This is a genomic window from Actinacidiphila cocklensis, from assembly GCF_907177275.1.
In the GTDB taxonomy this organism is placed as follows: domain Bacteria; phylum Actinomycetota; class Actinomycetes; order Streptomycetales; family Streptomycetaceae; genus Actinacidiphila; species Actinacidiphila cocklensis.
Genome location: NZ_CAJSLV010000042.1, coordinates 25,276 through 46,780, shown reverse-complemented (window position 1 = coordinate 46,780; position 21,505 = coordinate 25,276). Strand labels below are relative to the sequence as shown.

Annotated in this window: 14 protein-coding genes and 1 pseudogene; 8 read left to right on the top strand and 7 right to left on the bottom strand. The window is 68.3% G+C overall.

Annotation, left to right across the window (positions count from 1 at the left end):
• The gene (locus NFU81_RS06095; protein WP_251485784.1) at window positions 1-1,623 is read left to right on the top strand and encodes an alpha/beta hydrolase; all 1,623 of its coding nucleotides are present in this window, start codon (window positions 1-3) and stop codon (window positions 1,621-1,623) included.
• 128 nt (window positions 1,624-1,751) lie between these two features.
• Window positions 1,752-2,213 carry a hypothetical protein gene (locus NFU81_RS06090; RefSeq protein WP_251485783.1) on the top strand — a complete coding sequence of 154 codons (462 nt, stop codon included), beginning with the start codon at window positions 1,752-1,754 and terminating at the stop codon, window positions 2,211-2,213.
• Between the two features lie 1,290 nt (window positions 2,214-3,503).
• On the opposite strand, the gene NFU81_RS06085 is transcribed toward NFU81_RS06090, so the two are convergent.
• Window positions 3,504-4,595, bottom strand: a complete 1,092-nt coding sequence (locus tag NFU81_RS06085; protein WP_251485781.1) for a PP2C family protein-serine/threonine phosphatase — start codon at window positions 4,593-4,595, stop codon at window positions 3,504-3,506.
• Between the two features lie 339 nt (window positions 4,596-4,934).
• Between NFU81_RS06085 and NFU81_RS06080 the strand changes: the two genes are divergently transcribed.
• A complete protein-coding gene (locus NFU81_RS06080; RefSeq protein ID WP_251485779.1) occupies window positions 4,935-5,372 on the top strand; it encodes a BP74-related protein in 438 nt (145 codons plus the stop codon).
• Between the two features lie 657 nt (window positions 5,373-6,029).
• Window positions 6,030-6,671, top strand: coding sequence for a hypothetical protein (locus NFU81_RS06075; RefSeq protein WP_251485776.1), 642 nt, complete (start codon window positions 6,030-6,032; stop codon window positions 6,669-6,671).
• Between the two features lie 32 nt (window positions 6,672-6,703).
• Here the strand turns inward: NFU81_RS06075 and NFU81_RS41195 are convergent, their stop codons facing one another.
• Together NFU81_RS41195 and NFU81_RS06065 are read right to left on the bottom strand one after the other, a co-directional pair.
• Window positions 6,704-6,952 carry a transposase gene (locus tag NFU81_RS41195; protein WP_422665155.1) on the bottom strand — a complete coding sequence of 83 codons (249 nt, stop codon included), beginning with the start codon at window positions 6,950-6,952 and terminating at the stop codon, window positions 6,704-6,706.
• Between the two features lie 392 nt (window positions 6,953-7,344).
• On the bottom strand, window positions 7,345-8,145 hold the full coding sequence (locus NFU81_RS06065) for an ISL3 family transposase (RefSeq protein ID WP_422665154.1): 801 nt from the start codon (window positions 8,143-8,145) through the stop codon (window positions 7,345-7,347).
• 412 nt (window positions 8,146-8,557) lie between these two features.
• On the opposite strand from NFU81_RS06065, the gene NFU81_RS06060 reads away from it, so the two are divergent.
• Both NFU81_RS06060 and NFU81_RS06055 read left to right on the top strand, forming a co-directional pair.
• The gene (locus tag NFU81_RS06060) at window positions 8,558-9,586 is read left to right on the top strand and encodes a hypothetical protein (RefSeq protein ID WP_251485771.1); all 1,029 of its coding nucleotides are present in this window, start codon (window positions 8,558-8,560) and stop codon (window positions 9,584-9,586) included.
• A gap of 399 nt (window positions 9,587-9,985) precedes the next feature.
• Window positions 9,986-11,029, top strand: a complete 1,044-nt coding sequence (locus tag NFU81_RS06055; protein ID WP_251485769.1) for a pentapeptide repeat-containing protein — start codon at window positions 9,986-9,988, stop codon at window positions 11,027-11,029.
• A gap of 197 nt (window positions 11,030-11,226) precedes the next feature.
• Here the strand turns inward: NFU81_RS06055 and NFU81_RS06050 are convergent, their stop codons facing one another.
• Both NFU81_RS06050 and NFU81_RS06045 read right to left on the bottom strand, forming a co-directional pair.
• Window positions 11,227-11,733, bottom strand: a complete 507-nt coding sequence (locus NFU81_RS06050; RefSeq protein WP_251485767.1) for a DUF6233 domain-containing protein — start codon at window positions 11,731-11,733, stop codon at window positions 11,227-11,229.
• Between the two features lie 639 nt (window positions 11,734-12,372).
• Window positions 12,373-14,400 carry a SpoIIE family protein phosphatase gene (locus tag NFU81_RS06045; protein ID WP_251485766.1) on the bottom strand — a complete coding sequence of 676 codons (2,028 nt, stop codon included), beginning with the start codon at window positions 14,398-14,400 and terminating at the stop codon, window positions 12,373-12,375.
• A gap of 1,086 nt (window positions 14,401-15,486) precedes the next feature.
• Here NFU81_RS06045 and NFU81_RS06040 point away from each other — a divergent pair.
• A complete protein-coding gene (locus NFU81_RS06040) occupies window positions 15,487-16,776 on the top strand; it encodes a replication-relaxation family protein (RefSeq protein WP_251485765.1) in 1,290 nt (429 codons plus the stop codon).
• A 322-nt stretch (window positions 16,777-17,098) separates the two neighbouring features.
• On the opposite strand, the gene NFU81_RS06035 is transcribed toward NFU81_RS06040, so the two are convergent.
• A complete protein-coding gene (locus NFU81_RS06035; protein WP_251485764.1) occupies window positions 17,099-20,011 on the bottom strand; it encodes an NACHT domain-containing protein in 2,913 nt (970 codons plus the stop codon).
• Between the two features lie 83 nt (window positions 20,012-20,094).
• On the opposite strand from NFU81_RS06035, the gene NFU81_RS06030 reads away from it, so the two are divergent.
• Window positions 20,095-20,304, top strand: coding sequence for a hypothetical protein (locus NFU81_RS06030; protein ID WP_251485763.1), 210 nt, complete (start codon window positions 20,095-20,097; stop codon window positions 20,302-20,304).
• Window positions 20,305-20,340: 36 nt separating this feature from the next.
• Here the strand turns inward: NFU81_RS06030 and NFU81_RS41085 are convergent.
• A pseudogene (locus NFU81_RS41085) lies at window positions 20,341-21,222 on the bottom strand (helicase associated domain-containing protein); the annotation flags it as partial.
• Window positions 21,223-21,505: the final 283 nt, after the last annotated feature.

The window sequence follows — 21,505 nt, the reverse complement described above, 5'->3', positions numbered from 1 at the left end:
ATGCCGGAGCTGTACTCGCAATTGTGGAACCTGGACCTCGACGGCATCTCGCAGGCCGCGAAGAACTGGCACAACCTCTCCGCGGAGCTGGAGAGCGCACACACGCAGCACCACAGGCAGGTGACGCTCCCGCTGAAGAAGGCCGGCTGGTCGGGTGAAGCCGCCACCTCCGCCTTCCTCTTCCTGAACGGGGTAGAGACCCGACTCGAGATCGGCCGAGTCGAGGCGGAGCTGATAAGCACCGTGCTCAGCACGGTCCACCAACGCATGGCGAAGGCCAAGAGCGACCTCCGGGCCGTGATCACGGAGGCAGAGGGCTACGGCTACACCGTCACCGGCGACGGCACCGTCTACCCCCCGCCACACACCTCCCGGTACGAGGCCGAGGAAGGCGCCGGGCAGCTCACCGCATACCGCGACCGGGTCGAGTCCGCAATCGCCGCCGCCCGGCAAGCTTCGGACGACGGGCGGAGCGCACTGACGGCCCTGCATGGCGACGTCATGGCCCAGTACCGCCCGCACGCACTCAACGAGGCGTCCCTCGATGCCCAGGCCGCCCTGATGTACTTGGGCATCGATCCGCCGAAGCCCCCGAAGGACCCGAAGTCCGCGGCCGCGTGGTGGAAGGGCCTCACCGCTGAGCAGCAGCGCGACTACACCCTCTACTACCCCCAGCTCATCGGCAACGTCGACGGGCTGCCATCGACAGTACGGGACAATGCCAACCGGCTGTCGCTGGACGAGCAGCTCGACGACCCCGAGCTACTGACCGGACACGACTACGGAGTCGGGACCAGCGCCGTCATCGACCCCCGGTACACGGCGATGATGAAGCTCAAGGACGCGCTGGACGCCAACGACGGCGCGGCGCCGGGCAAGGAGCTGTACCTCCTCAGCGTCAAGGGCGCGGGCGACGGGCAGGTGGTCATCGCCCAGGGCAACCCCGACACGGCAACCCACACGGGCGTCTACGTTCCCGGTACGTCGACGACGCTCAGTGGCGTCAGTGGATCGCTGAACCGCATCAACCTTCTGCAGCAGGCAGCCGAGGGCGCCCACCCGGACGGCAGCGTGTCCACCGTGTTCTGGCTGGGCTACGACGCACCCGAACTAGACCAGACCGTCACCACCCGCACGCGAGCCGAGGCCGGCGCACCGGACCTGCAGCACTTCATCGCCGGCACACGCGCGGCCCAGGGCCCCGACCACCACCACATCACGGTGATCGGACACAGCTACGGCTCGACGGTCGTGGGCACCGCCGCCAATACCGGACAGCTGGGCGCAGACGACATCGTCGCGGTGGGCAGCCCCGGAATGAACGGTTACGCCCACGACTTCGGCATACCCCGGGACCACGTCTACGTCGGAAAATCCGACAACGACCCCATAGCCCACTACCTCTCCGGACTCTCCCTCGGCGAGGACCCGGCCTCACCGAAGTTCGGCGCCAGCCAATTCCAGGTGGCACAGGGCGACCACAGCAGCTACTTCGACAGAGGAAGCATCGGCTTGGAGAACATGGGCGCGATCATCGCCGGCAAGGAACCCACCCTCGTGCACCCGGCCCCGGTCCGCGATCCCATGGACCCCCTGCACCCTATGTACCCCGCGGTGCCCTGACCCCCGCCCCCGCTCGTACATCCCGCACGTACATCAGGAAAGACGAAAGCAGGTGCCCCGCCATGAGGGGAATCCGTTGGTCCCGGCTCGCCCTCGCTTTCGCCTCACTCATACTCCTCGAGGGTTGCATGACATCGAACGACGGTGACACGAACGCCCCGCTGCCCCGGATGAGCCGACAGGACGCTCAGACCTGGGCCGCGCACTTCGCCGAATCCATGGCTCGCAGTGCTGGAGCGCCGATCGACGCCACCAGCGTCAAGCCACAGTTCTCGGACTGTGTGGGCAAAAACGATGAAGTCGCCCACGATGGACGCTTTTACCTCACATACCGGGCGGAAGTGCCGCTGCCAGCACACAAACAGGGCAGCGCCGGCGCGAGAATCCGGGACGACCTCCAGAAACGAGGCTACGAGATCACCAGCTTCCGCGACGACGACACCGTGGACCCCGCGGTCGTACTCGAGGCTTACAACCCGGACCAGGACTTTTCCATAAGAGTCGCGGGCTACAAAGCCCCCGAAGTTCTCAACCTCGGAGTCTTCACGCCCTGTCTCCTCCCCCCAGGAGTCAAGCAGGAACAGCTGTGACCGCCAGCCCAGCCCAGGGCGGGATCGGGCGGGTTGGGTCTCCTGCTGGCTCGCACCGGTTCGTGCGGTGCGAGCGGTGGGGGCGGGCAGGCCACAGGGGCGGCCAGGGCGGCTGCGGTGACCACCGCCACCGCCACCCATGATCCGAGCGGCCGTGGTCGTCGCGGTGCCACTGGCCGGGGGAGGCCAGGGGGGCCGATCCCCTGCCGCGCCCCCATGGATGGACTCCCCCGGGCAGGCCCTGGGGGAGGTGTCGGTACGGGGTCGGCGGTTGCACTCCGGGCGCGGCCTGGGGGAACTGCGCCGGTCCCGGCCGGGCCGGTTGAACCCGCCGCGCAACGCCCGCCGGCACTTCCGGGGAACCCGGCCGCGGACCTTGCGGCGAACCCCGCAGCGCAGCGTCTGTCGGCCGGATGCCGGGGGTGGCGGCTCTTCCCCCGGCGCCGGGAGGGGTCCACAGGGAAGTAGTCGGCGCCCGCCGTCCCGCCGATCCCGGCGCTGACCTGCTGTTACGCCCGCTTCGCAAACGGATCCGACGCGACCAGGGGCGCGACCAGCCGGGGTGCGGCGACCACCGGGAGCGGCACCGGAACCGGCTGCAGTGGCGGCTGCCGGGGTCCCCGATCTGCCGCTAGGCGCTAGATCCCAGGTCAGAGCGTTGGGCCTAGCGGCATGGGGTGCTAGGTCTAGCGGCACCGCTAGCGGCAGGACCGGCCGTGGTGAAGATGATGGTCGGCAGCTCCGTGCGACCGCGAGCAACCGCCAGCTCGGGCACGGCCGGCGGCGCGGCCGGGCCAGGCGACCCCGGCCGCGCCCCCTTGTCTGGTCGCAGGGTCGCAGGACCGGCCCCCTTGTCCACCCGCACCATCCAAGGCCGGGCCGGGCTGCCTGTGCCGGGTGTCGGTGGGGTGGGAAGCGGAATGCGGCGGAAGCGTGCGGCAGCTAGATGCGCAACTAGAGGGGCGACTAGGGGCGCAACTAGCGCCAACCCCCAGGTACACAACCCCCTGGGAAAGGGAGTCTGACCTGCGGCGGGAATGTGCAGGGGCCGCGGACTTCCCCCAGGCCTCCGCTCTCCCCACGCCGAACAGGACAAGGAAGACGGCGAAGTGGAAGCGCGGAGGCCTGGGGGAACAGGGCGCAATCGGCCGCGTGGGCCGCCCGGCCGGTCCGGTCTGGGGGCGGCCTGGGCGCGAGGCAGGACGGGTTCTGGGGCCTGGACCGGTTGCCCCGTTGCGTGATGCCTGGGGGTGGGAAGCTGTCGAGGGCGTGGATGGGCAAGGCTCTGCCTCATGTCGTGTGATGCGGGCGGGTGATGGCCAGCAGGGCCATGTCGTCGGTTCTCCTGCCCCCGGTGTGCCGGTGGACATCGGCAACCACGGTCCGCAAGAGGACGTCGGGGTCGGTGAAGCGACGCCCCCTGAGCCTGGTGAGGGGGTCGTAGAACAGGCCTGCTGCGTCACGGCTCTCGCTGAGTCCGTCGGTGTAGAGCAACAGGGCGGCCCCTTGCGGGAAGGGCAGCGTGTCCACGTGCTCGGGGCTGGAGACGAGGGCGGCCAGCCCCAGGGGCAGGCCTGGCTCGCTGAGTTCGAGGTAGCTCGCCGTGTCCCCGTCCAGTAGCAGAGGCGCCGGATGTCCGCGGTTGAGCAGCTGGACCTTGGTGCCGCTGTCTCGGAACTCCGCGAGTACCCCGGTGACGAATCCTTCGAGCTCGATCAGGTGCCCTGACTGCTCGGCTTCGAGGGCGACGGCCCGCTCGAGCCGCTCCACCAGCCCGGCCAGGGAGGGTTCCTCCAGGGCGGCCTCTCGAAATGTTCCGACGCCGACCGCGACGGACCGGACGGCGTCCATGCCCTTGCCGCGCACGTCCCCGATCATGCATCGCACCCCGTACGGGCTGTCGACGACCGCGTAGAGGTCGCCGCCGATCTGCGCGTCGGTCTGGGCCGCCTCGTAGTACGCGGCGAAGTGGAGTGAGCCGATGACGCCGGGTGGGCTGGGCAGCACGGCACGCTGGACGGCGGCGGCGATGTCGCGCACGGACTCCAGCTGTTCCCTCTGGTGGTACAGGAGGCGGTTGAGGAAGGCCGCGAGCACGGTCACGGCCGCGACCATGGCCAGTTCGCTGATCTCGACGGGGTCCCGGCGGTAGCCGAAGTACCGGAACATCGCCCAGTCGGCGAGCAGGGCACACGCACCGGTGACGATCGTCCCCCGCTGCGACAGCAGCGGGGCGGCAGACAGAACGGCGGCCGCGTAGAGGGCCGCCGCGCTCACGGTGCGGGGCGTGCCCAGGTCGATCACCACGGCGAAAAGCAGCAGGAAGGCCGGCAGAAGGCGTTTCCGCTTCCCTACCCATGCCCACACCCCCAGCCTTGCCATATGGTGCTCCCCGTGCCGACCGGGCTGTTTGATCACAGCTAACTACGCCGTCGTGAGCGGCACGCTCCCACGTCGCCCGAGCCAGGGCATCCAGGCGGGCACGGCCACTCGGATGGCCTCTTCGGAACCGCCCTCATGGCGTCAGGATGCGGGCGATTGGGCAGCCCCACGCAGCGCCCGGTGCGTCCGGCTCGACCAGCTCGAGCTCCTGATGCCCCCGCCGCATCGCGGCACGAGGTGGCGTCGCCGCGCATGATGATCAACCTTAAGTGATAATTTTGTTACGTTGCGTCACGGACGGCTGTGATCAGGAACAGCCCGAGGCACGGAGCTGCCTTCATGCGACGCATCGCCACCAAGATCTGCACCATCGCGGCCACCACACTGCTCGCCCTGGCCGCAGGGCAGACCGGCCAGGCCGGAGCCGCCAACGCCGCGTACTTCAACCTCCAGGACACACGCGGCTCCAACTTCACCATCGAGATCACCAGGCCGGAAGTGATCCAGGAAGCCCGCGACATCATCGCGAACGAGAACGCGGAGAGAAAGACCGTCATCGGCAGGATCATCAAGACCCAAGCCAGCTACAACCCCCAGTGGGACTTCCACTACAACCCCGACACCGTCTCCTTCACCGACAACCCCCCCGAGGTCTGCGACGGGTACAACATCAGCTACGTCGAGGACCACCTCGACGAAGCCGGTGGGCCCTTCCTCCCGGGCCTCTACTGGTGCCCGTGGAACGCGCGCCTCACCGCCGAAATCCCCGCACCGTAGGGCGGGCACACACCCGCCGGACACGTGTCCGGACAAAGAAGGGCCGACCGCCGCGCCGCTGGATCGTCTGGGCCCGTCGACATGGATGGATCGGCGGGGCCCGTCCATGCGCGGTTACGAATAACGGTCACGCCTGGTGCACCCTCTACCAGCGCATCCCGAGCGCGTCGAGTTCCGCCCGCCGCTCCGGCGACAGCTTGTGTGAGTTGGCGTCCTGGTAGCAGCGGGTGGGCGTCAGCGGTAGGAAGCGCTGTTGGCCTGGTGGCGGGCAGTTGTGTGGGCCGGTCTGCTGTTACGAGGTGACCAAGCGGCTGCCGTGGTCCGGCCAGGGCTGGTTCTGCGGGCTGTCACAGAGGTGCCTACTCACAGCGGGGTCCGGGGCGGCACCAGGTACGGCATCAGCGTCTCCTGCTCGTTGGCGGCCGCCATGCCGGTCACGGCGACCTCCCCGACAGGCTCCAGCCGCTGGCCTGTGGATAGTCGCCGCCGGATCGCTGGCGCTTGTCCACAGGCCGGCGGCCCGAACGTGTCCGTATGACGACTGATGACGACGACAGCGTGGCTCTGTACGCGAGAACGGGCTCTGGTCCAACTTCTGTGGACCGGTGACGCTCAGTACCGACGGGGGGGTCGGTACGAGGGTCGATAATGCCGGTCATGGCAGATCGCAGTCCGGTTCTTCGGGTCATCACCTCGGCGGCGCGGGAGTCCCTGAAGCCGCTCGGCGTGGCCCAGCGTGGGCGGTCGCGGCTGTGGATTGATGATCACGCGTGGTGGCTGGGGGTTGTGGAGTTCACCCCGCCACGGACTGCTGGCAGCGGTCTGCACGTCGGTGCGATGTGGCTGTGGCACGACGTGGACCACCTGGCTTTCCATGTGGATGCAGTCCGGGTTGGCTCCGAGTCGTTCCGCGCTGAGGACCAGTTCACACCGCTGGCACTCGAACTCAGCCGACAGGCGGCTGCGAACGTGACCGCGCTGAGGGAGAAGTTCCCAGCTCTGCCGGACGTCGCTCGATACCTGGCATCCCGACCGGTGCGCCGGGGATTCCTCTGGGACGGCTTCGACGCCGGCATCGCGGCCGCCCTGGCCGGTGACCCGGACAGGGCTCGCGATCACTTCGAGCGAGTCCTTCGAGAGGACCCGCTGGCCCCGTGGATGGTCGACGCCCAGGAGAAGACACGTGAGCTGCACGCGCTCGCGGCAGATCGCGACGCCGTGACTGCCTGGGTCGCCCGGGCCGTCCATTCATGCCGGAGCAAGCTGGGCCTGGATCCCGTGCCGCTCTCGATGAGCTGAACCGACCCGTTCGTCGAGCGACAGCTCTGCGGTCAGGCCAGCAAGACACGCTTCCGCAGCAGGTCGAAGCCGGCCCGGCCATACATCTGGCGCTTGATCATTTTGATCCGGTTGACGTGGCCTTCGACGACGCCGGAGCTCCACGGCAGTGTCAGGCCGGCGGTGACTGCGGCAAGATCGCGTTCGAGGCCGTTGACGAAGGTGTGGAGGCTGGGCAGGTCGTCGGCGCGGACCGCCTTGATCCATTGCGGGAGCTGGTCGCCCTGGAGCTGGGTGAGCATCTTTCCGAACACGCGGACGTGCCCGGTGAGAGCATCCAGTTCGGGGCAGCCTACGAGGACGACTTTGAGCTTCAGGCGCTCGCTCTCCCGCAGGGTGTCGGGGTGAGTCAGGATCCAGCTGGTGACCGTGCGTGGGGACGACGGACGGGCTGCCGGTGCCGTCGGGGATGTGCGGAACGGCTGGAGGTGGGCGCGGACGGCGCCGTAGCCGCCGGTGTAACCGTGCGTCTTGATCTCCTTCCAGAGGGTCCAGGCGTTCGTGCAGCCCTCGGCCCACCGCTCGTGCAGATAGGGCTTGAAGTCGTCGAGCTTGGTCCTGCGGTTCTGCCACTGTCCCTGGAACAGGTCTTCTGGCCTCGCGGCGTCGGCCAGCCGGTGGACGGTGCGGTAGGTCATGCTGAGCTGTCGCTGGATCGAGCGTCGGCTGTGGCCGGCAGGCAGCAACGCGTGGACGGTGGCGTGCTTGGCGCGGGTGCGGTCGGCGAACCGGTGCCCGGTGGGCCACGGCGTCCCGCTCTCGGCCGGTGCCGGCACCTTCTCCGGCACCGGCTCGGCGGAGGTTGCGCGGAGGTTGCGCGGAGGCACGGGCGGTGGCGGGAGACGCACCGCTCGGCCGCTTCGCCGAGGTTGCGCCAGAGGTGAAACCGGTCCGCGACCTGGACCGCGGTGGGTGCCCCGACCCTGGCGCCCTCGGCGAAGAACGGCGCTCGGTCACGGCACACGACCTCGATCCCCGGGTGCTCGGCCAGCCAGGCCGCGACAGTGCCTGCCTCACGATCCGGCAGGAGGTCCACCGGTCTGCGGGCCTCAACGTCGACCAGCACGGTCCCGTAGACACGGCCCTTGCGCATCGCGTACTCGTCGACGCCGACCACACGCGGGACCTGTAGCTGGGGTTCCGGGAGAGCGTGGACCAGCCGCAAGATCGTGTTCCGACTGACCCTCGCCCCGAAGACATCGGCCAGCCGGGCACCGGCGCGGCCAGCCAGGGAGAGGCCGACCTCGGCCAGGGCTGACCGCATTCGCTCCGTCCGCTGGCTGTACCGCCGGGTCAGGCCCGCGACCTGCTCGACGAAGGTCCGCCGCCCGCAGGAGGCGTCTTGGCACGTGAAGCGCCGGACGCGAAGTCGCAGCATCACCTGCCGTCCCGCCACGGGGAGGTCAGCGGGAAACCGCAGGTAGGAGCCGTGCACCCGCCCCGACCAGCTCCCGCAGCCCGGGCACCGAGCCCCAGCCGTCCGGCATCTGACACCGACTCCGATCACCTCGCCATCGTCCTGGACCGTCTCCACCCTGATCCCCGGATCCGCCAGGAAGAGCAGCTCTTCCAGCCGGAGCAGTACCTCGCGCACAGCCCAGAACCATCAGCCCGAACGCGGTCGGCCACGGCAGTTTCCAGACGATCTCGCGGGACGCTTCATCAAGATCAACAGTCACAGGGAGTAGGCACACCATAGAAGTTGGACCAGAACCCCGGTTTGGGAGGCATCTGACTCTGCGAGCGATTCGAAATGTTCACAGATTTCGATAGCAGCACTGGCACTGCGAAGCTGCTGACGGGGGTGCTCGATGGCTGAGGTCGTCGAGTGACTAGCGTCGCTTTCCATGACGAGGACCACGCCCCCGCGCCCAGTCGATGTCGAGGTGCTCTTCCCGGAACTGGCTGCCTACCGGGGCACGACGACGCGGCTCCACCCGCGGCCGGGCAGCCCGCAGACATCGGCCAGCTCGGTGGGCGGTCCGATGCTGTGGCCAGCGGACGAGCCGTGGCCGGTGTGCGGTGAGGCGCACGGCCGCGGGCGAGGTCGGCGCCCGGTCGACATCCACCGGTACCGGCGGGTGCTGGCCACCGCGTGGGCCCGCAACCAGGTCGCCGGCCCGACAGAGGAGGAACGGGAGCTGCTGAACGAGCTGCACCGAGAGCACCGGATCCCTGGGTCATCGGAGACGGATCCGCTGCCGATGATCGGCCTGGCGCAGCTGTACCGGCGGGATGTCCCCGACCTCCCGAACGGGCCGGACGGCTGCGACCTGCTCCAGGTGTTCTGGTGCCCCTTCAACGCCCACGGCCCGGGCGGTTACGGCCTGGAGTTGCGGCTGTGCTGGCGGCGGTCGGCGGAGGTTGGCGAGGTGCTGACACCGCAGCCGCAGCCTGTGGTCGTCGGATCGGACGGGTTCGTTCCCGAGCCCTGCGTCTTGCACCCGGAGCAGGTGGTCACCTACCCGTTCGCCGGCCTCCTGCCCGAGGACCTGTGCGCCCGGATCGACGCTTGGGACGAAGCCCAGGAGGAGGCCGGGCCATCGACGGACGGGAACGCCGCCGAGCCGATTGGCTACCAGTACGACCTGTCCATCCCGCCCGGTTGGCGCGTCGGCGGCTTCGCCTCCTGGCACGCCACCGACCCGTACCCCATGGACTGCCAGACCTGCAGGACGCCGATGCGCCTCCTGCTGACCATCGACAGCTCGGAGTGGGACGGAGGCAGCGGCAGCTGGAAGCCTCGGGAAGACCAAGACCTGCCCACCCACCGGTGCGCCACCCCCACCGAAGTCACTGTGGGCCGATTCGACGAACTCAACCTCTTCGCCTGCCCAACCGATCCCAGCCATCCGCACCGCTGGAGCATCCAGTAGCTCTCGGGTGCCGCCCGCGCATGGTTCGACACTCCGCGCATCGGCGAGCACGGGTGCTGTCGCTTCTCGTGAACAAAGCCACGGCTGACGACGGAGAGGCCCCGGCCTTGTTCATCATCGGGATCTGCCCGCTGTAGCTTCGGCAGGTTGAAGTCCTCATCGGCGGCTTCGATGAGCAGCTTCCCGACGCGCATCATGCGTACGGTTCTGTAACGCTGTCAGCGTGCCTGCTCGCTGGTCGTGTCCAATTGTCGTATGACTACCGGAACGCCCCGTGCCGGGGCGCGCAGCGCGCAACTGCGCCGCATAGCTCAGCGTTTGGCCCGACCTACCCGACGGCGCCCTTCCGCACCCGTAGGTGCCCGACGACCGGGTCAGCGCGGTCGGGCCGCCGGACGGTTGCGGTTAATCGTTGCCGGTGCGGCGCCATCGTCGAATGCAGCCAGCGAACGCCCCGACACGTGGGCACGACTGCAGCAGGCTGCTGGACTGCTGGCCACCGTCGCGACCCTCGCAGTAGCTGGCTTCACCTGGGTCTCCATCCGGCAGGTCAGCGAAGGGCAGATCACCGATAGATACAACAACGCCGTGGCCGATCTCGGCAGCGACTCCCCCGACGTGCGCATCGGCAGCATCTACGCCCTGCAACGGATCATGCAGGACTCCAAACGCGACCAGCCCGCCGTCGTCAGTGTTCTTTCCGCCTACGTCCGCACCCACGCCCCACAACCAAAGAAGGGCGAACAAGGACCGCAGCAGCCACCCGATGACGTATCCGTCGCGCTCGCCACGCTTGTCACCCGAAACACGCACTACGACGGCACGGCAATGATGGACCTGCACGACGCCTACTTAGCCAACATGGACTTGCACGACTTGGATCTGCACCACGCCGTACTGATCGACGCCAGCTTGCGTGGCACGAACCTCACCTACGCGAACCTGAGCGGCGCGGATCTGCTCGGTGCGGACCTTACCGACGCCAAATTGGACGACGCGAACATGACTAACGCATCCCTGGACAAGGCGAACCTGCACGGTGCGAGCCTGGACAAGACGAATCTGCACGGTGCGAGCCTGCGGAAAGCCTCCTTGTACGGCGCGACGCTTGTGGACATAGACCTGAGAACCGACATGTTCCTGTTCTTCGATACGTCCCTGGCCGGCGCGAGCCTGATAAGCGTGAACCTGCATGGCGCCTACCTGCGCGGGATAGATCTGCACGGTGCGTTCTTGGCCGATCAGGACCTGTCCGGGTTGGACCTGTCTGGTGCGAACCTGTCCGGTGCACGCCTGGAGCATGTCAAGCTGCGCAGCACGGACCTGACCGACGCCAACTTGAGTGGTGCGAATCTGCTCGGTGCGGACCTCACCGGCGCCTTCCTGGTCGACACCAACCTGGAGGGGGCGGAGAACGCGAACCTTACGGGCGCAATCCGGTGACGCTAGGCCCGCCCGGGAGGGTGCCCGCCCGCCGATAGACCGACACCAGGCCGAGGTCCAGGCAGCCAGGAAAAGACGTTTCGTGCTGGGGCGTGCCGAGGACTGGGGCCTCAGACACCGCCCCGAAGATGACCACTCCGAAGACGCTGAGACTGTGAGCGCCCCTCAGGAGCGGTGAATACCCGCCTGCCCCCGAGCTACGCGGCGGTGCGCAGTGGCCGGTCGGGTCGGCACGTTGGGCAGGGGGCGGCGTCCTCGCGTGTCAGGACTGCGCGGGCCTGCTCGGTGGTGGCTGGGCGGGTGAGGTCGCGGGCGGCGCGGCAGTCGCCGCGGTGCACGATGCGGGCCGGGCCACGTTCTGGACCGAAGGAGACCGGCTCTTCGACCTTCCAGGCCGGGGTGACCCCGGGCCGCTCGGTCGGCACCTGGTCGTACGGCTGGCCGTCGATCGGCTCGCACAGGGCGGCCGGGACGCGGAAGTCGACCGGGGCAGGCAGGACCAGGAGCCGGCCCCGGTCGCTGCCCTGACTGGGCAGGTGGATTTGCAGGTAGTACCACCAGCCGTCGGGTTCCCGGCGGCGGGATTTCACCACGGCGAACAGGTGCTGCCCGTCCGGGAGGGTCACGTCGACCAGAGGCCCATCGGCCTGCGGCAGCGCAGCCAGATGCCGCTCGCCGCGCTCCGGGTCCTGGTCGTCGCTCATCCCTCCAACCTAGTTCGATTCCCCGTTCGATTCCACGTGCGGAACACCCGGCCCCGCTGCACCCGGCAGGCGTTCCACGGACATCACTACCGCAGGTCACAGCCGTGGAACGGCGGTAGGCGGCGCGGCGGCGCAAGCGGGTGAGCAACCGGTGCGGTCCCCCACCCGCCGCACTCCTGCCGGAACTTAACAGAGGGGAATCGCTGATAAGGGCGGGGAACGGCGGGGAACGGGGCAATCGCGGCGCGATGGAACTCCGCCGCTCCCCGGTGGGCTACCGGCGGGCGTTCGGCCGCCGGTGGGCACGGCGGCCGCGGCGGCCGCGCTGGAGTTCTCACAGGGCCGCGCGGATCTGGGGTGCGGTCGGTGCCGGGCGGCCGTGCGCGGCCAGGCCGTCCAGCAGGTTGTCCACCAGCCGTGCCAGGTGGTCGATCCTCGGGGTGCGCCTCATGTCCGTCCCTTCGTCGGGTGGCGGGGGGCTTTCGCTGCAGGTCCCGCCTTCTGGCGTTTCGGCCGCCCCGACCTCCAGCCGTTGGACGACGCGGTCGGCAACCCCCGCGTAGCCGGGGTGTCAAGGCCCCTCCAGGCCTGCGGACGCTTGCCCGCGATGGCGGTCGCTGGATGCCGTGAGGCAAGTCGTCATGGGAGTGTCTGCTCGGTCCAGGTGGTTTTGCCGGTGGCGGTGTAGCGGGTGCCCCAGGCCCGGGCGAGTTCGGCGATGATGAACAGCCCGCGCCCGCCCTCGTCGACCACACCGGCATGGCGCAGGCGCGGTGAGGCGGGGCTGGTGTCGTGGACTTCGCAGGTGAGCGTGCGGTCGTTGAGCAGGCGCAGCCGCAAAGGCGGGCTGCCGTAGCGGACGGCGTTGGTGACCAGTTCACTGACGATGATCTCGGTGTTGAAGGCGGTCTCCGGCGCCACGTTCCATGTAGTGAGCTGTTCGCGGGCATGGCGTCTGGCGGTGGCGGCGGCAGCGGGGGTGTCGTCGAGTTGCCAGGTGGCGACGCGTTCGGCCGGGAAGGAGTGCGTGCGGGCGAGCAGGAGCAGATTGGGGCTCGCGCCGGCATCGGCCGCAAGCGCGTACAGGATGTCGTCGCGCAGCTCCTCAAGGGAGCGACCGGCCTGTGTCAGCACGCGTCGGACGGCGCCGAAACCGCCGGACGGTTGCGCAGGCGGCATCGAGGAGTCGCAGAGGACCAGCAGGCTGCCCGCGGGGATCGCGAAGTTCGCCGCGGCGAACAGTGCCCCTTCGGCGCTGCCCAGGGAGGGCCCGGACGGCACCTCGAGGATGTCGGTGGTCCCGTCGGGGCGAACGACGACGAAGGACGGGGCACCGGCACCGGCAACGGTGCAGGTGCTGGTCAACGGATCGAAGACGGCGTATACGCAGTCGGCGGCGAACGCCTCGCGGTGCAGGGGGTCGCCGGGCGGCAGGGCTGCGCGTTCAGCGGCCAGGTGTGTCGCGGTTTCGTTCAGGCGTGCCAGGAGTTCGTCGGGCGCCATGTCGAACGTGGCCAGGGAGTGGATGACCGTACGCAGCTGCCCCATGGTCGCGGTGGCGTGGATCCCCCTTCCGGCGACGTTGCCGACCACCAGTGCGGTACGGGCCCCGGGCAAGGCGATGGTGTCGTACCACTCCCCTTCGCCGTTGGACGACACGAACAAGTGCGCTGTGGTCACTGCGGTGTGAGAGGCGGGACGGGGAGGAAGCAGATGCCGCTGGACCGTCGCCGCGATGGCGTGCTCGCGTGTGTAGCGGCGGGCGTTGTCGATGCACAAGGCGGTGTGGTCGGCCAGTTGGAGGACGAGATTGACGTCGTCCTCGTCGTACGGTTCCGGCTGCCCGCTGCGATAGAAGCTGATCAGTCCGAGCACGGTGCCCCGCAGGGCCAGAGGGGCCGTGATGAGGGTGTGCGACCCGGATGCGCGGATCGCCTCGGCCCGTTCGGGATCGGTCGCCAGCCAGGGCAGGTCGGGGCCCAGGGTGATCGCTCGGGGTCTCAGATCGGACAGCACCTGTGTGTACGGGGTCGGGGTGGGGAGGCTGCGCACGTCTCCCACCGGATGGGCCTGAGGCTGGCCCGCGCCTTCGCTGCTGCCGAACGCGGCGCGGCGCAGGGGGACGTCTCGGGGAAGCGGAGACAGAGGCGGGTCCTCTCCGCGCACCACGGCGTCCACCACCTCGACGACCGCAATATCGGCGAAGCGCGGAACTGTGGTGTCGACGAGTTCCTGGCAGGTCACCATCACGTCGAGGGTGCGCCCCACGCGCTCGCGGGCGGCGTCCAGGACGAGCATGCGGGCACGGGCCTTTTCCCGGTCGGTGACGTCGACCACGGTGAGCGCAAGGCCGAGCACCTCACCTGAGGGCGCCTGGAGACGGGAAGCGGAGACCTCGTGGAGGCGCTCGCGCGAGGGATCGGACTTGTGCCGGGCCCCCACAATGCGCCCGGTCACAGGCACGCCGCTGTCCAGCACGCCGCGAGCCAGCGCCTCGACCGGGTCGGGGTCCACCAAGCCGTAGACGTCGGTGAAGGAGCGTCCAAAGAGGTCCTCCACCCGCACGCCCTGCATAGCGGGCGTGGCGGGGTTGACCCGCACGACACGCAGATCGGTGTCCAGCAGGTGCAAGCCCACTGCGGACTGGTCGAACAGCGCCTCGAACATCGCTGCCTCTGACCCCGCCGGAGGAAGCCTCGGCTCTCCCTGGTCCACTGGAACCACCTTCGCTTTCGTCGGTCCGAACCCGCAGGCAGCCCCTGCCTTGACGGACCGTCGAATGCTGCCTCTTCTCACATGTAGAGCAAAGCCTCACATACGGCGAGTCGGGCCCGGACCCACACCGATATCGTGTGCCCGAGGCGCTCCGCTGCACCGGCACTGGGATCACCGGCGGTGCTGCTGCCCGCGCAGGACCGCCGTCGTGCCGCATCGCGGCGGTCCCTTCGCCGCCGTTCCCGGCGCATGACGCGGCTGCAAGGCGGCACGTGGCGATCAGTGTCCCGAAGCGGCCTTTGTCCTGGACAGCGGGGGTTGTCCGGTGGGAGCAGCCCGCGGACAAGGGGGGCGTGTGCAGGCTGCGACCTGACTCGCCAGCGGCGGGCGCCGGTGGGCGGAAGGGAGTTGCGGTGGCAGGCGCGGAATCGTGTGCGTGGCGGTGGCCGGCGGTGCCGGTGCGGGGTGCATCCTGGAGGGACCTGTGGAGCGGCGCGGGAGTGCACTGCTGCGGCGAGGTAAAGTACATGGACGCGGCGCGGACCGGGGTTCGGGCAGGTCAGCGGGTTGGGCAAAGTGCACTGCTGTCGGTTCGAACGGCATGGCGGGCACCGGCCGGTGGTCGCCGGCGGAGTTCGGGTGCACTGTCGGCCGGTCTCGGGGCAGGCCGCATGGGATCTGCTACCGCCGCTTCCCCGAGGGTGTCCCCAAGCCAGCACCCAAGGATGCACCCGACCCCCTCCCTCCTGACGGGATCGTTTCCCCTGGTCAGGCCCCTTGTCCCGACATCACCGGGGATGCCGACAACCCCTCTGACCTCCACCCTCCTTGGCCGTACCTGGGGGAAGGGGACGGTGCGGCGTAGGCGGGTGGCAGGGTGCGAGGGGTCCAGCGCCGGTTTCGGCCTCCGGCGGGCCGCTGGCCGGGCCGCTGGCCGCCGCTGATGCGCCGGCCGACCAAAGGGGGCGGCGCCGGGTTGTCGGTGGCTGCGGTGACCATGGACAGCCTCCACAGCAGAACGTCGCAGGGGAGGCGCACGTGGCGGACACGGCAGGCTCGGTGACCGGGCCGAGGGTGAAGGTGGGGAAGCAGGCGCGGCGGCCGCGGTCGGCGGTGCGCGATCGGGAGGACGTGCTGCGGGTGCTGGGGGTGCTGAAGGTGGCGACCGCGACGCAGATCATGGAACTGGTCCGGCCGCACCTGTCGGACAACAAGCAGATCCGCAACGCCCTGCTGGTGCTTCAGACAGAGAAAAAGGTGATCTCGGAGGGCAGCACCGCGGGGCCTGCGGGGAAGTTCGGTGCGCCGGACCGGCGCGGCGAGCCGTCGCAGAAGCTGTGGGGCCTGACGAAGGCCGGCCTGGACTCCGCCGCCATCAAGCTGAAGCGTGAGCCAGACGTGATGGGCGGCCACGCCCGCGGCGCCGGTACGGGAGGTGCACCGCACGCCATGGCCGTGAACGCCACGGTCGTGGCGTTCACCCGTGGCGGCACGTTGCCGGGCTCCCCTGCCGGGATCGGCGGCATCGAGTCCTGGCGCACCGAGGTCGCGCACCCGCTGTCGTCTTCGGGTAAGCGCAACGTCCGCGCGGACGCGGTGTTCCAGGACAAGGACGCAGGTGTGCCGCTGCTGATGGTGGAGGTCGACCGGGCCACGGAGTCCGCGCACGTCCTGGCGGACAAGGTCGGCGCGTACGCCGACTTCTACGCCCGCCGGGTCCGCGACCCGGGGCTGCCTGCGAGCACCGGGCGCGGCACGATCGGCGAGATGAACACGGTGCCGTTCTGGGAGACGCTCTACCGCCGCACCGGCCTGCCCGGTCTGCCGCCGTTGGCGATCGTGCTGACCGGGGCCGGCCCCACCGCGCTGGACAGCCGGATGCGCGCGGTCGGCCAGTTGTCCCGCGAGTTCTGGGCCGGGCAGGAGCACGCCGACTACCGCTACGGATCGACCGCCGCCGACGACGGCGACTTCTACCTCGACTTCACCGGCAAGGTCCCTCTGGTGATGACGACCCTGGACCGCCTGCAGCAGCACGGCCCGATGGGACCGGTGTGGTTCCGCGTCGCACAGGAGCGCGGCCGGGAGCCTGAACCGTTGCTCCAGGCGCTCACCGACACCCACACGGCAGCCGAGTACCGCCAGCGCCGCACGCAACGCGAACGCGCGGCAGAGGCTGCCGAAGCCCAGAAGCAGCGCCGCAAGGCAGCCGAGCAGCAGCGTCTGGATGAGGAGTGGGAGCGCTCGGAGTGGTTCGAGAAGCGGAAGAGGAAGGTGAAGAAGCTCGCCCGCCTGTGGGACGAGCCCAAGACCGAAGACGAGCGGTGAAGCCCTGGCCCGCGCATGTCGGCCCGGCGGCAGTGGCCGGGGCCGGATGTGTCACCGCTGCGACAGTGCCGCTGCGCTGCTCGCTCCAGCCCTTCGCGTTCGCTCGGGGGAGGTCCTGGAGCGTAACGGGGTGCCAGAGTAAAGCCGCGTCCCTGGACGGCTCTGCAGGGCCTATGTAGGCCAAGGCGCTGCTCTGGGTGCGCGTGATGGATTTGCTGGATGACCTGACCGACCACGGCCTCCGAGGCGTCCACTCGACGCCGGGAAGGGTTCGTGTGAAGAGCTCCGTCACGATCGCTGACTTCACTGGCGACCAGTTCGGTCAGGCTCTCCAGGAATCGTCGCGCGGGCGGGGCTTGATTGTGAGACGTTCTGCGGGAAATCCTCCCAGTTTTACTTTCTCTCCGGATCGGTTGAGTGTCACGCGCAGGTCTCTCATGGTGCGAAGTCGGCTGAGGTCGATCACGGCACGACTTGCTTGCCTGTGAATTGTTAAGTTCTTTAGGCGAGGAAAATTGATGGCGATAACTTGGAGCGACTCGTCCGTGGCTTCGTCTAGGGTCAATGTTTTCACGGTCGTCATCAAAGGGGCTCCCGCTACGTTCGGCAGCCCTTGCACAAGCTCCAAATTCTTGAGTTGCGATATTTCGTCCCATTCTTCCGCCGTGAGACTTCTATTCGCGACAAAGTTCTTCAACTGCTGCCATCTGCTTATTCCGACAGTGCTGGCCTTGACTTCAGGGCCTAGCCATAGAAGTTTCAGGTTTTCTGTGCATGGAAGTTCCGCCAGAGTCTCGTAGGGAACCTTCGAGTAGAGGAACAGATCCGTGAGCGCGGGGAGGCGGGACAGGCTGGCGAACGAGAAATGTTCGGGGCAGTGGCTCAGGCGGATGCTGGTCAGGGAGAGTCCGGACAGTGCGCCAAGGTTCGTTATTTTTTCACAACCCCTTAGTGAAATTTCCCGTAAATGTGGAAATGACCTCATGAATTCAAGATCGTTGACATTCTTCCCCGAGATGCCAATACTTTTGACATGTTCGGGGTCTAGGCATCCTAATATTTCCTCGGCGGTCAGGTCGAGGTCGAGTTGCACATCTTGAACCGGCAAAAGCAAATGAAGAGCGGCGACTTGCTCCCGTGTTTCTATGTGCAGCATCGGTTTCCCGGAGAGGTGAGGTAGAAAATCTCGGACAAACTGCATGACGTCGAAGTTGCGCCACGCGTTATTTAGTTCCCATCCTCTGTATTTTTCGGGTAATTGATTGAAGAATCCCTGGAGGAAGGCGTACGCCTGGTCGCCGCCGATGGCGCCGGCCGTGCGGACAATGGCTTCGAGTTCGTCAACCTCAAGGTTTTCGGGGCTGCTGGGCAGTAGGTCTAGGACACCGGCCCCCAAACCGGCGAGGGTGTCTGCTTCCTCTGGCGAACGGGGCGGCATGAGGGCGCGTGCGCGCTGTTCGGTCAACTGGCGGGCGGCGGGTTCGATTTCGGTGGCGTAGCGCAGGCTTGCCTGGGCCAGGAGGTGGAGTCTGGGGCGGTGTTTTGGTTCGTTGTCGCCGCGGGCGATGAGACGGCGGAGCAGGGTGGTGCTTTCGGCGGGGCGGGCGTGTGCGACGGCCATGCGGATGACGTCTTCCCACTGGTCGTCCTGGGCGTTGTTGATGAGCAGGTGGAAGTCGTGGGCTTCGATGGCGGCTTTGGCGCCGAGGTAGTCCTGGAAGGTGCGGTGGACGAAGTCGACAGTGTCGGTGGTGGGCTGGCGCAGGAGCCCGCTGCGGCCGATCAGGTGGGCCAGGACTTGCTCGGGCGGGCCCTGCTCGGCAACGGTCGGCATGGCGGGTAGGGCGTCGCTGATCAGAGCCAGGGCAGTGGGGTAGTCCATTTCGGTCTGGCGGTTGCGGATCAGCCAGTACGCCAAGCGCTGGAGGAGCTTGACGCTCTGGTGCTCGGTGAGCTGGATCCCTTCAGGGATGTCGATGCTGCGTTCGCGGTCGCGGCGCACCAGTAGCATCGACAGCGCGGCCTGGTAGAGCTCCATGCGGCTGTGCGGGAGATGACCGCGGCGGTCTCGGTGCAGCGCGCAGACCAGCGCACACATCAGTGGTGTGCTGGACAGTTGTGCTAGATCTCGTTGAGCACGCACCGTCATCCGCAGGGCGGATTCCAGTTCGTGCAAGTGCCTTTGTTCCTCCGCGGACTCGGTGCCGCGACGAGCTGCAGCGTGCCAGCGGCCCACGAACACTCCGATGTCGGCAGCACTCATGGGCCGTACCGTCAGTTCGGTGAAGCGCGAAGCTCCCAGCCATCCCTCGGGGACAGCCGAAGGGCGCGTGGTGACCACAAAAACCGAGTCCTGGTAAGCCGCCAGAAGTTCCTCGAGCCAGTCCCTCGTGACACTGCGCTGCCCTTGCGGCACCTCGTCGATGCCATCGACCAGCACAAGACCCTCACCACGGGCCAACACCCCCTCAGCCCAGCCTTCGGGCTGGGAGGACGCCAGAGGAGTGCCGACTGCCGCCAGGAACTCCTGTGGCGCCGGGAGAGGGCCGCGTCTGACCAAGGAACGCAGCGGCAGGACGAACGGGATCCGGCCCCGCCAGTCCGCCAATTCTTCGGGCAGTTCCTCCCGGGCCGCGGCCACCGCAAGCCACTGCAGCAGGGTGGACTTCCCACTGCCGGCCAGTCCCCGCAGAAGTACCCGCCGGCGCTCGGACAGCGCATGCTCGGCGCGTTTGACGACCAACCTCGGCTGGTCCGCTTCGTCACCGCCCGGCCAGCCCTCAGTTCTTTCTGCCAGCTCCAGGCTCAGGTACGCCGCGTCCAGCGGCCAGTGAGCACGCTCCGGGCGGCTGAGATCCAGTCCCACGACAGTCAGCCGGGAATGCCGCAGCTCCACGTACGCGCGGTACCGCTGCTCGAACGAAAGCGGTCCTACAGCTCGCGACGCCCTGGACACGGGGGGGCGGGCGGCAGCCGAGCGCAGAGCCAGCAATGGCTCGGGATCAGCTCCCAGCGCCTTAGCAAGCAGAACCAACGTCGTTTCGGACGGGGCCCTGTGGCCGCTCAGCGCCTGACTGAGCGTGGTCCGTCCCAGTCCAGTCCGCTGCTGCAGGCCGCCCGTCTGCAGTCCTCGCTGTGCCTTCAGCGTCCGTAACTGCCGTGCGAGCTCCGCCAGCGGATCCGCTGGTAACTCTGCCATGTCCCGATGCTCCGTCGCCCCGATGACCGTTTCCATTCATCTTCGTTCGCGCCGAACCCCGGTGAACACCAAACCGGCGAACTTCTCCTCAGCGACCCACCAACCCCTTGGGAGAAGGAATGAACACCGCACCCACTCACCTGATGCTTCTCCTTCTGCTCCTGGCCATCGTCGTACTCTTCTGCACCCTCGTAGGCACGGCCGCCGGCCTGCTCGCCCGCCTCGACGGGGCCACGTACGCCACGGCGCTCATGCGCGGAGCCGTTGCCTTCGCCGGCTGCGCCACACTCTCACTGGCGTTCCTGACTTTCGTGATCGCAGCGCTGTGAGTGCTCCAGGTCTCACGATGCGGCCCACGCCCCCGTCTACCAGCGCATCCCCAGCGCATCGAGTTCCGCGCGCCGTTCCGCGCTCAGCTTGTCGGCCCGCCTGCGGGCGTTGTCCACGAACAGCCCGAGCTTGTGTTCGACCCCGTCCACGACTTCGACGGCCTTCCTGGACGGCTGCAGGTGGCCCTCACGGGCGTGGAACTGCCGGGCGGCTGCGAGGTTCGCCGCCCACTTGTCGGCCTGCGTACGGGGTGCCGGCGGCCGCTCCGACGCCTCTGCGGGGGACAGGTGGAGCATGTGCCCGAGCATCCACTGCTGCGCGGGCAGCAGCTGCTCCCAGTCCAGGCGCTGCGCCAGCGCCCACGCTCCGAGGTCTTCGCCCTGCGCCGTGGCCTCTCCCGGCCCGGGCAGTGGGGCGCCGGCCTCGATGAGGTTGCGGCAGAGTTTGTAGCAGCGCTGCCAGGCCACCGGCCAGGCCGGGCACCAGGACGGGTCGATCGCCTCCAGGGCGTCGCGGCGCTCTTCGGTCAGCGCCCCCACGGTAGAGCCGACCGGCAGGCCGGCCTCACGCCGCGCCTCGATCTCCGCCAACTTCCTGCCCGCCGTCCTCAGATTCTTGGCCCATACCCCTACTGGGTGTCCGTTCCACACGGCCGTGGTGGGCGGGAGGAAGTGCCCGTGAGCGGCTGCCCACCCCTGCGCCGCTGACAGCCCCTCAGCAAAAGCGACGTCCCAATGCGACCAGACCATCCCCAGATTTTCGAGTTCCTGGACGCGCGTGGGCTTCATCTCACCCGCGTTGTAAAACCGCCTCTGATCAGCGATCCACGTTCCAAGAGGAAAGTCAGCGGGAGTCCAGTCCTCCGGCGTGAGATAGGCGTAGGGAACTTTCAGATCCCCGTTCTCTTTCACGTACCGCGTCGCGGCCTGGTGTGAACTACAGGCTCGATGTCCAGGTTATTCCGATGGTCTGCCGCCTGATTTCTAACGACGTGTCCGGGCCGTGGGGCTTGTCGCCGCAGCTCAGGCATGTGGTTTTTCCTGGCAGTTGATCTTTCACGAATTTGGCACTGAGGCTGGAACTCCAGAAGACGTCGCGCGGGCTGCGGCGTACCCCCACGGGTAGGGGGAGCAGCTCGAACCTGCGGAGGACGTCCGTCGGGTCACTGCGGTACCCCCAGGTAGGGGAGCCGGCGCGGTG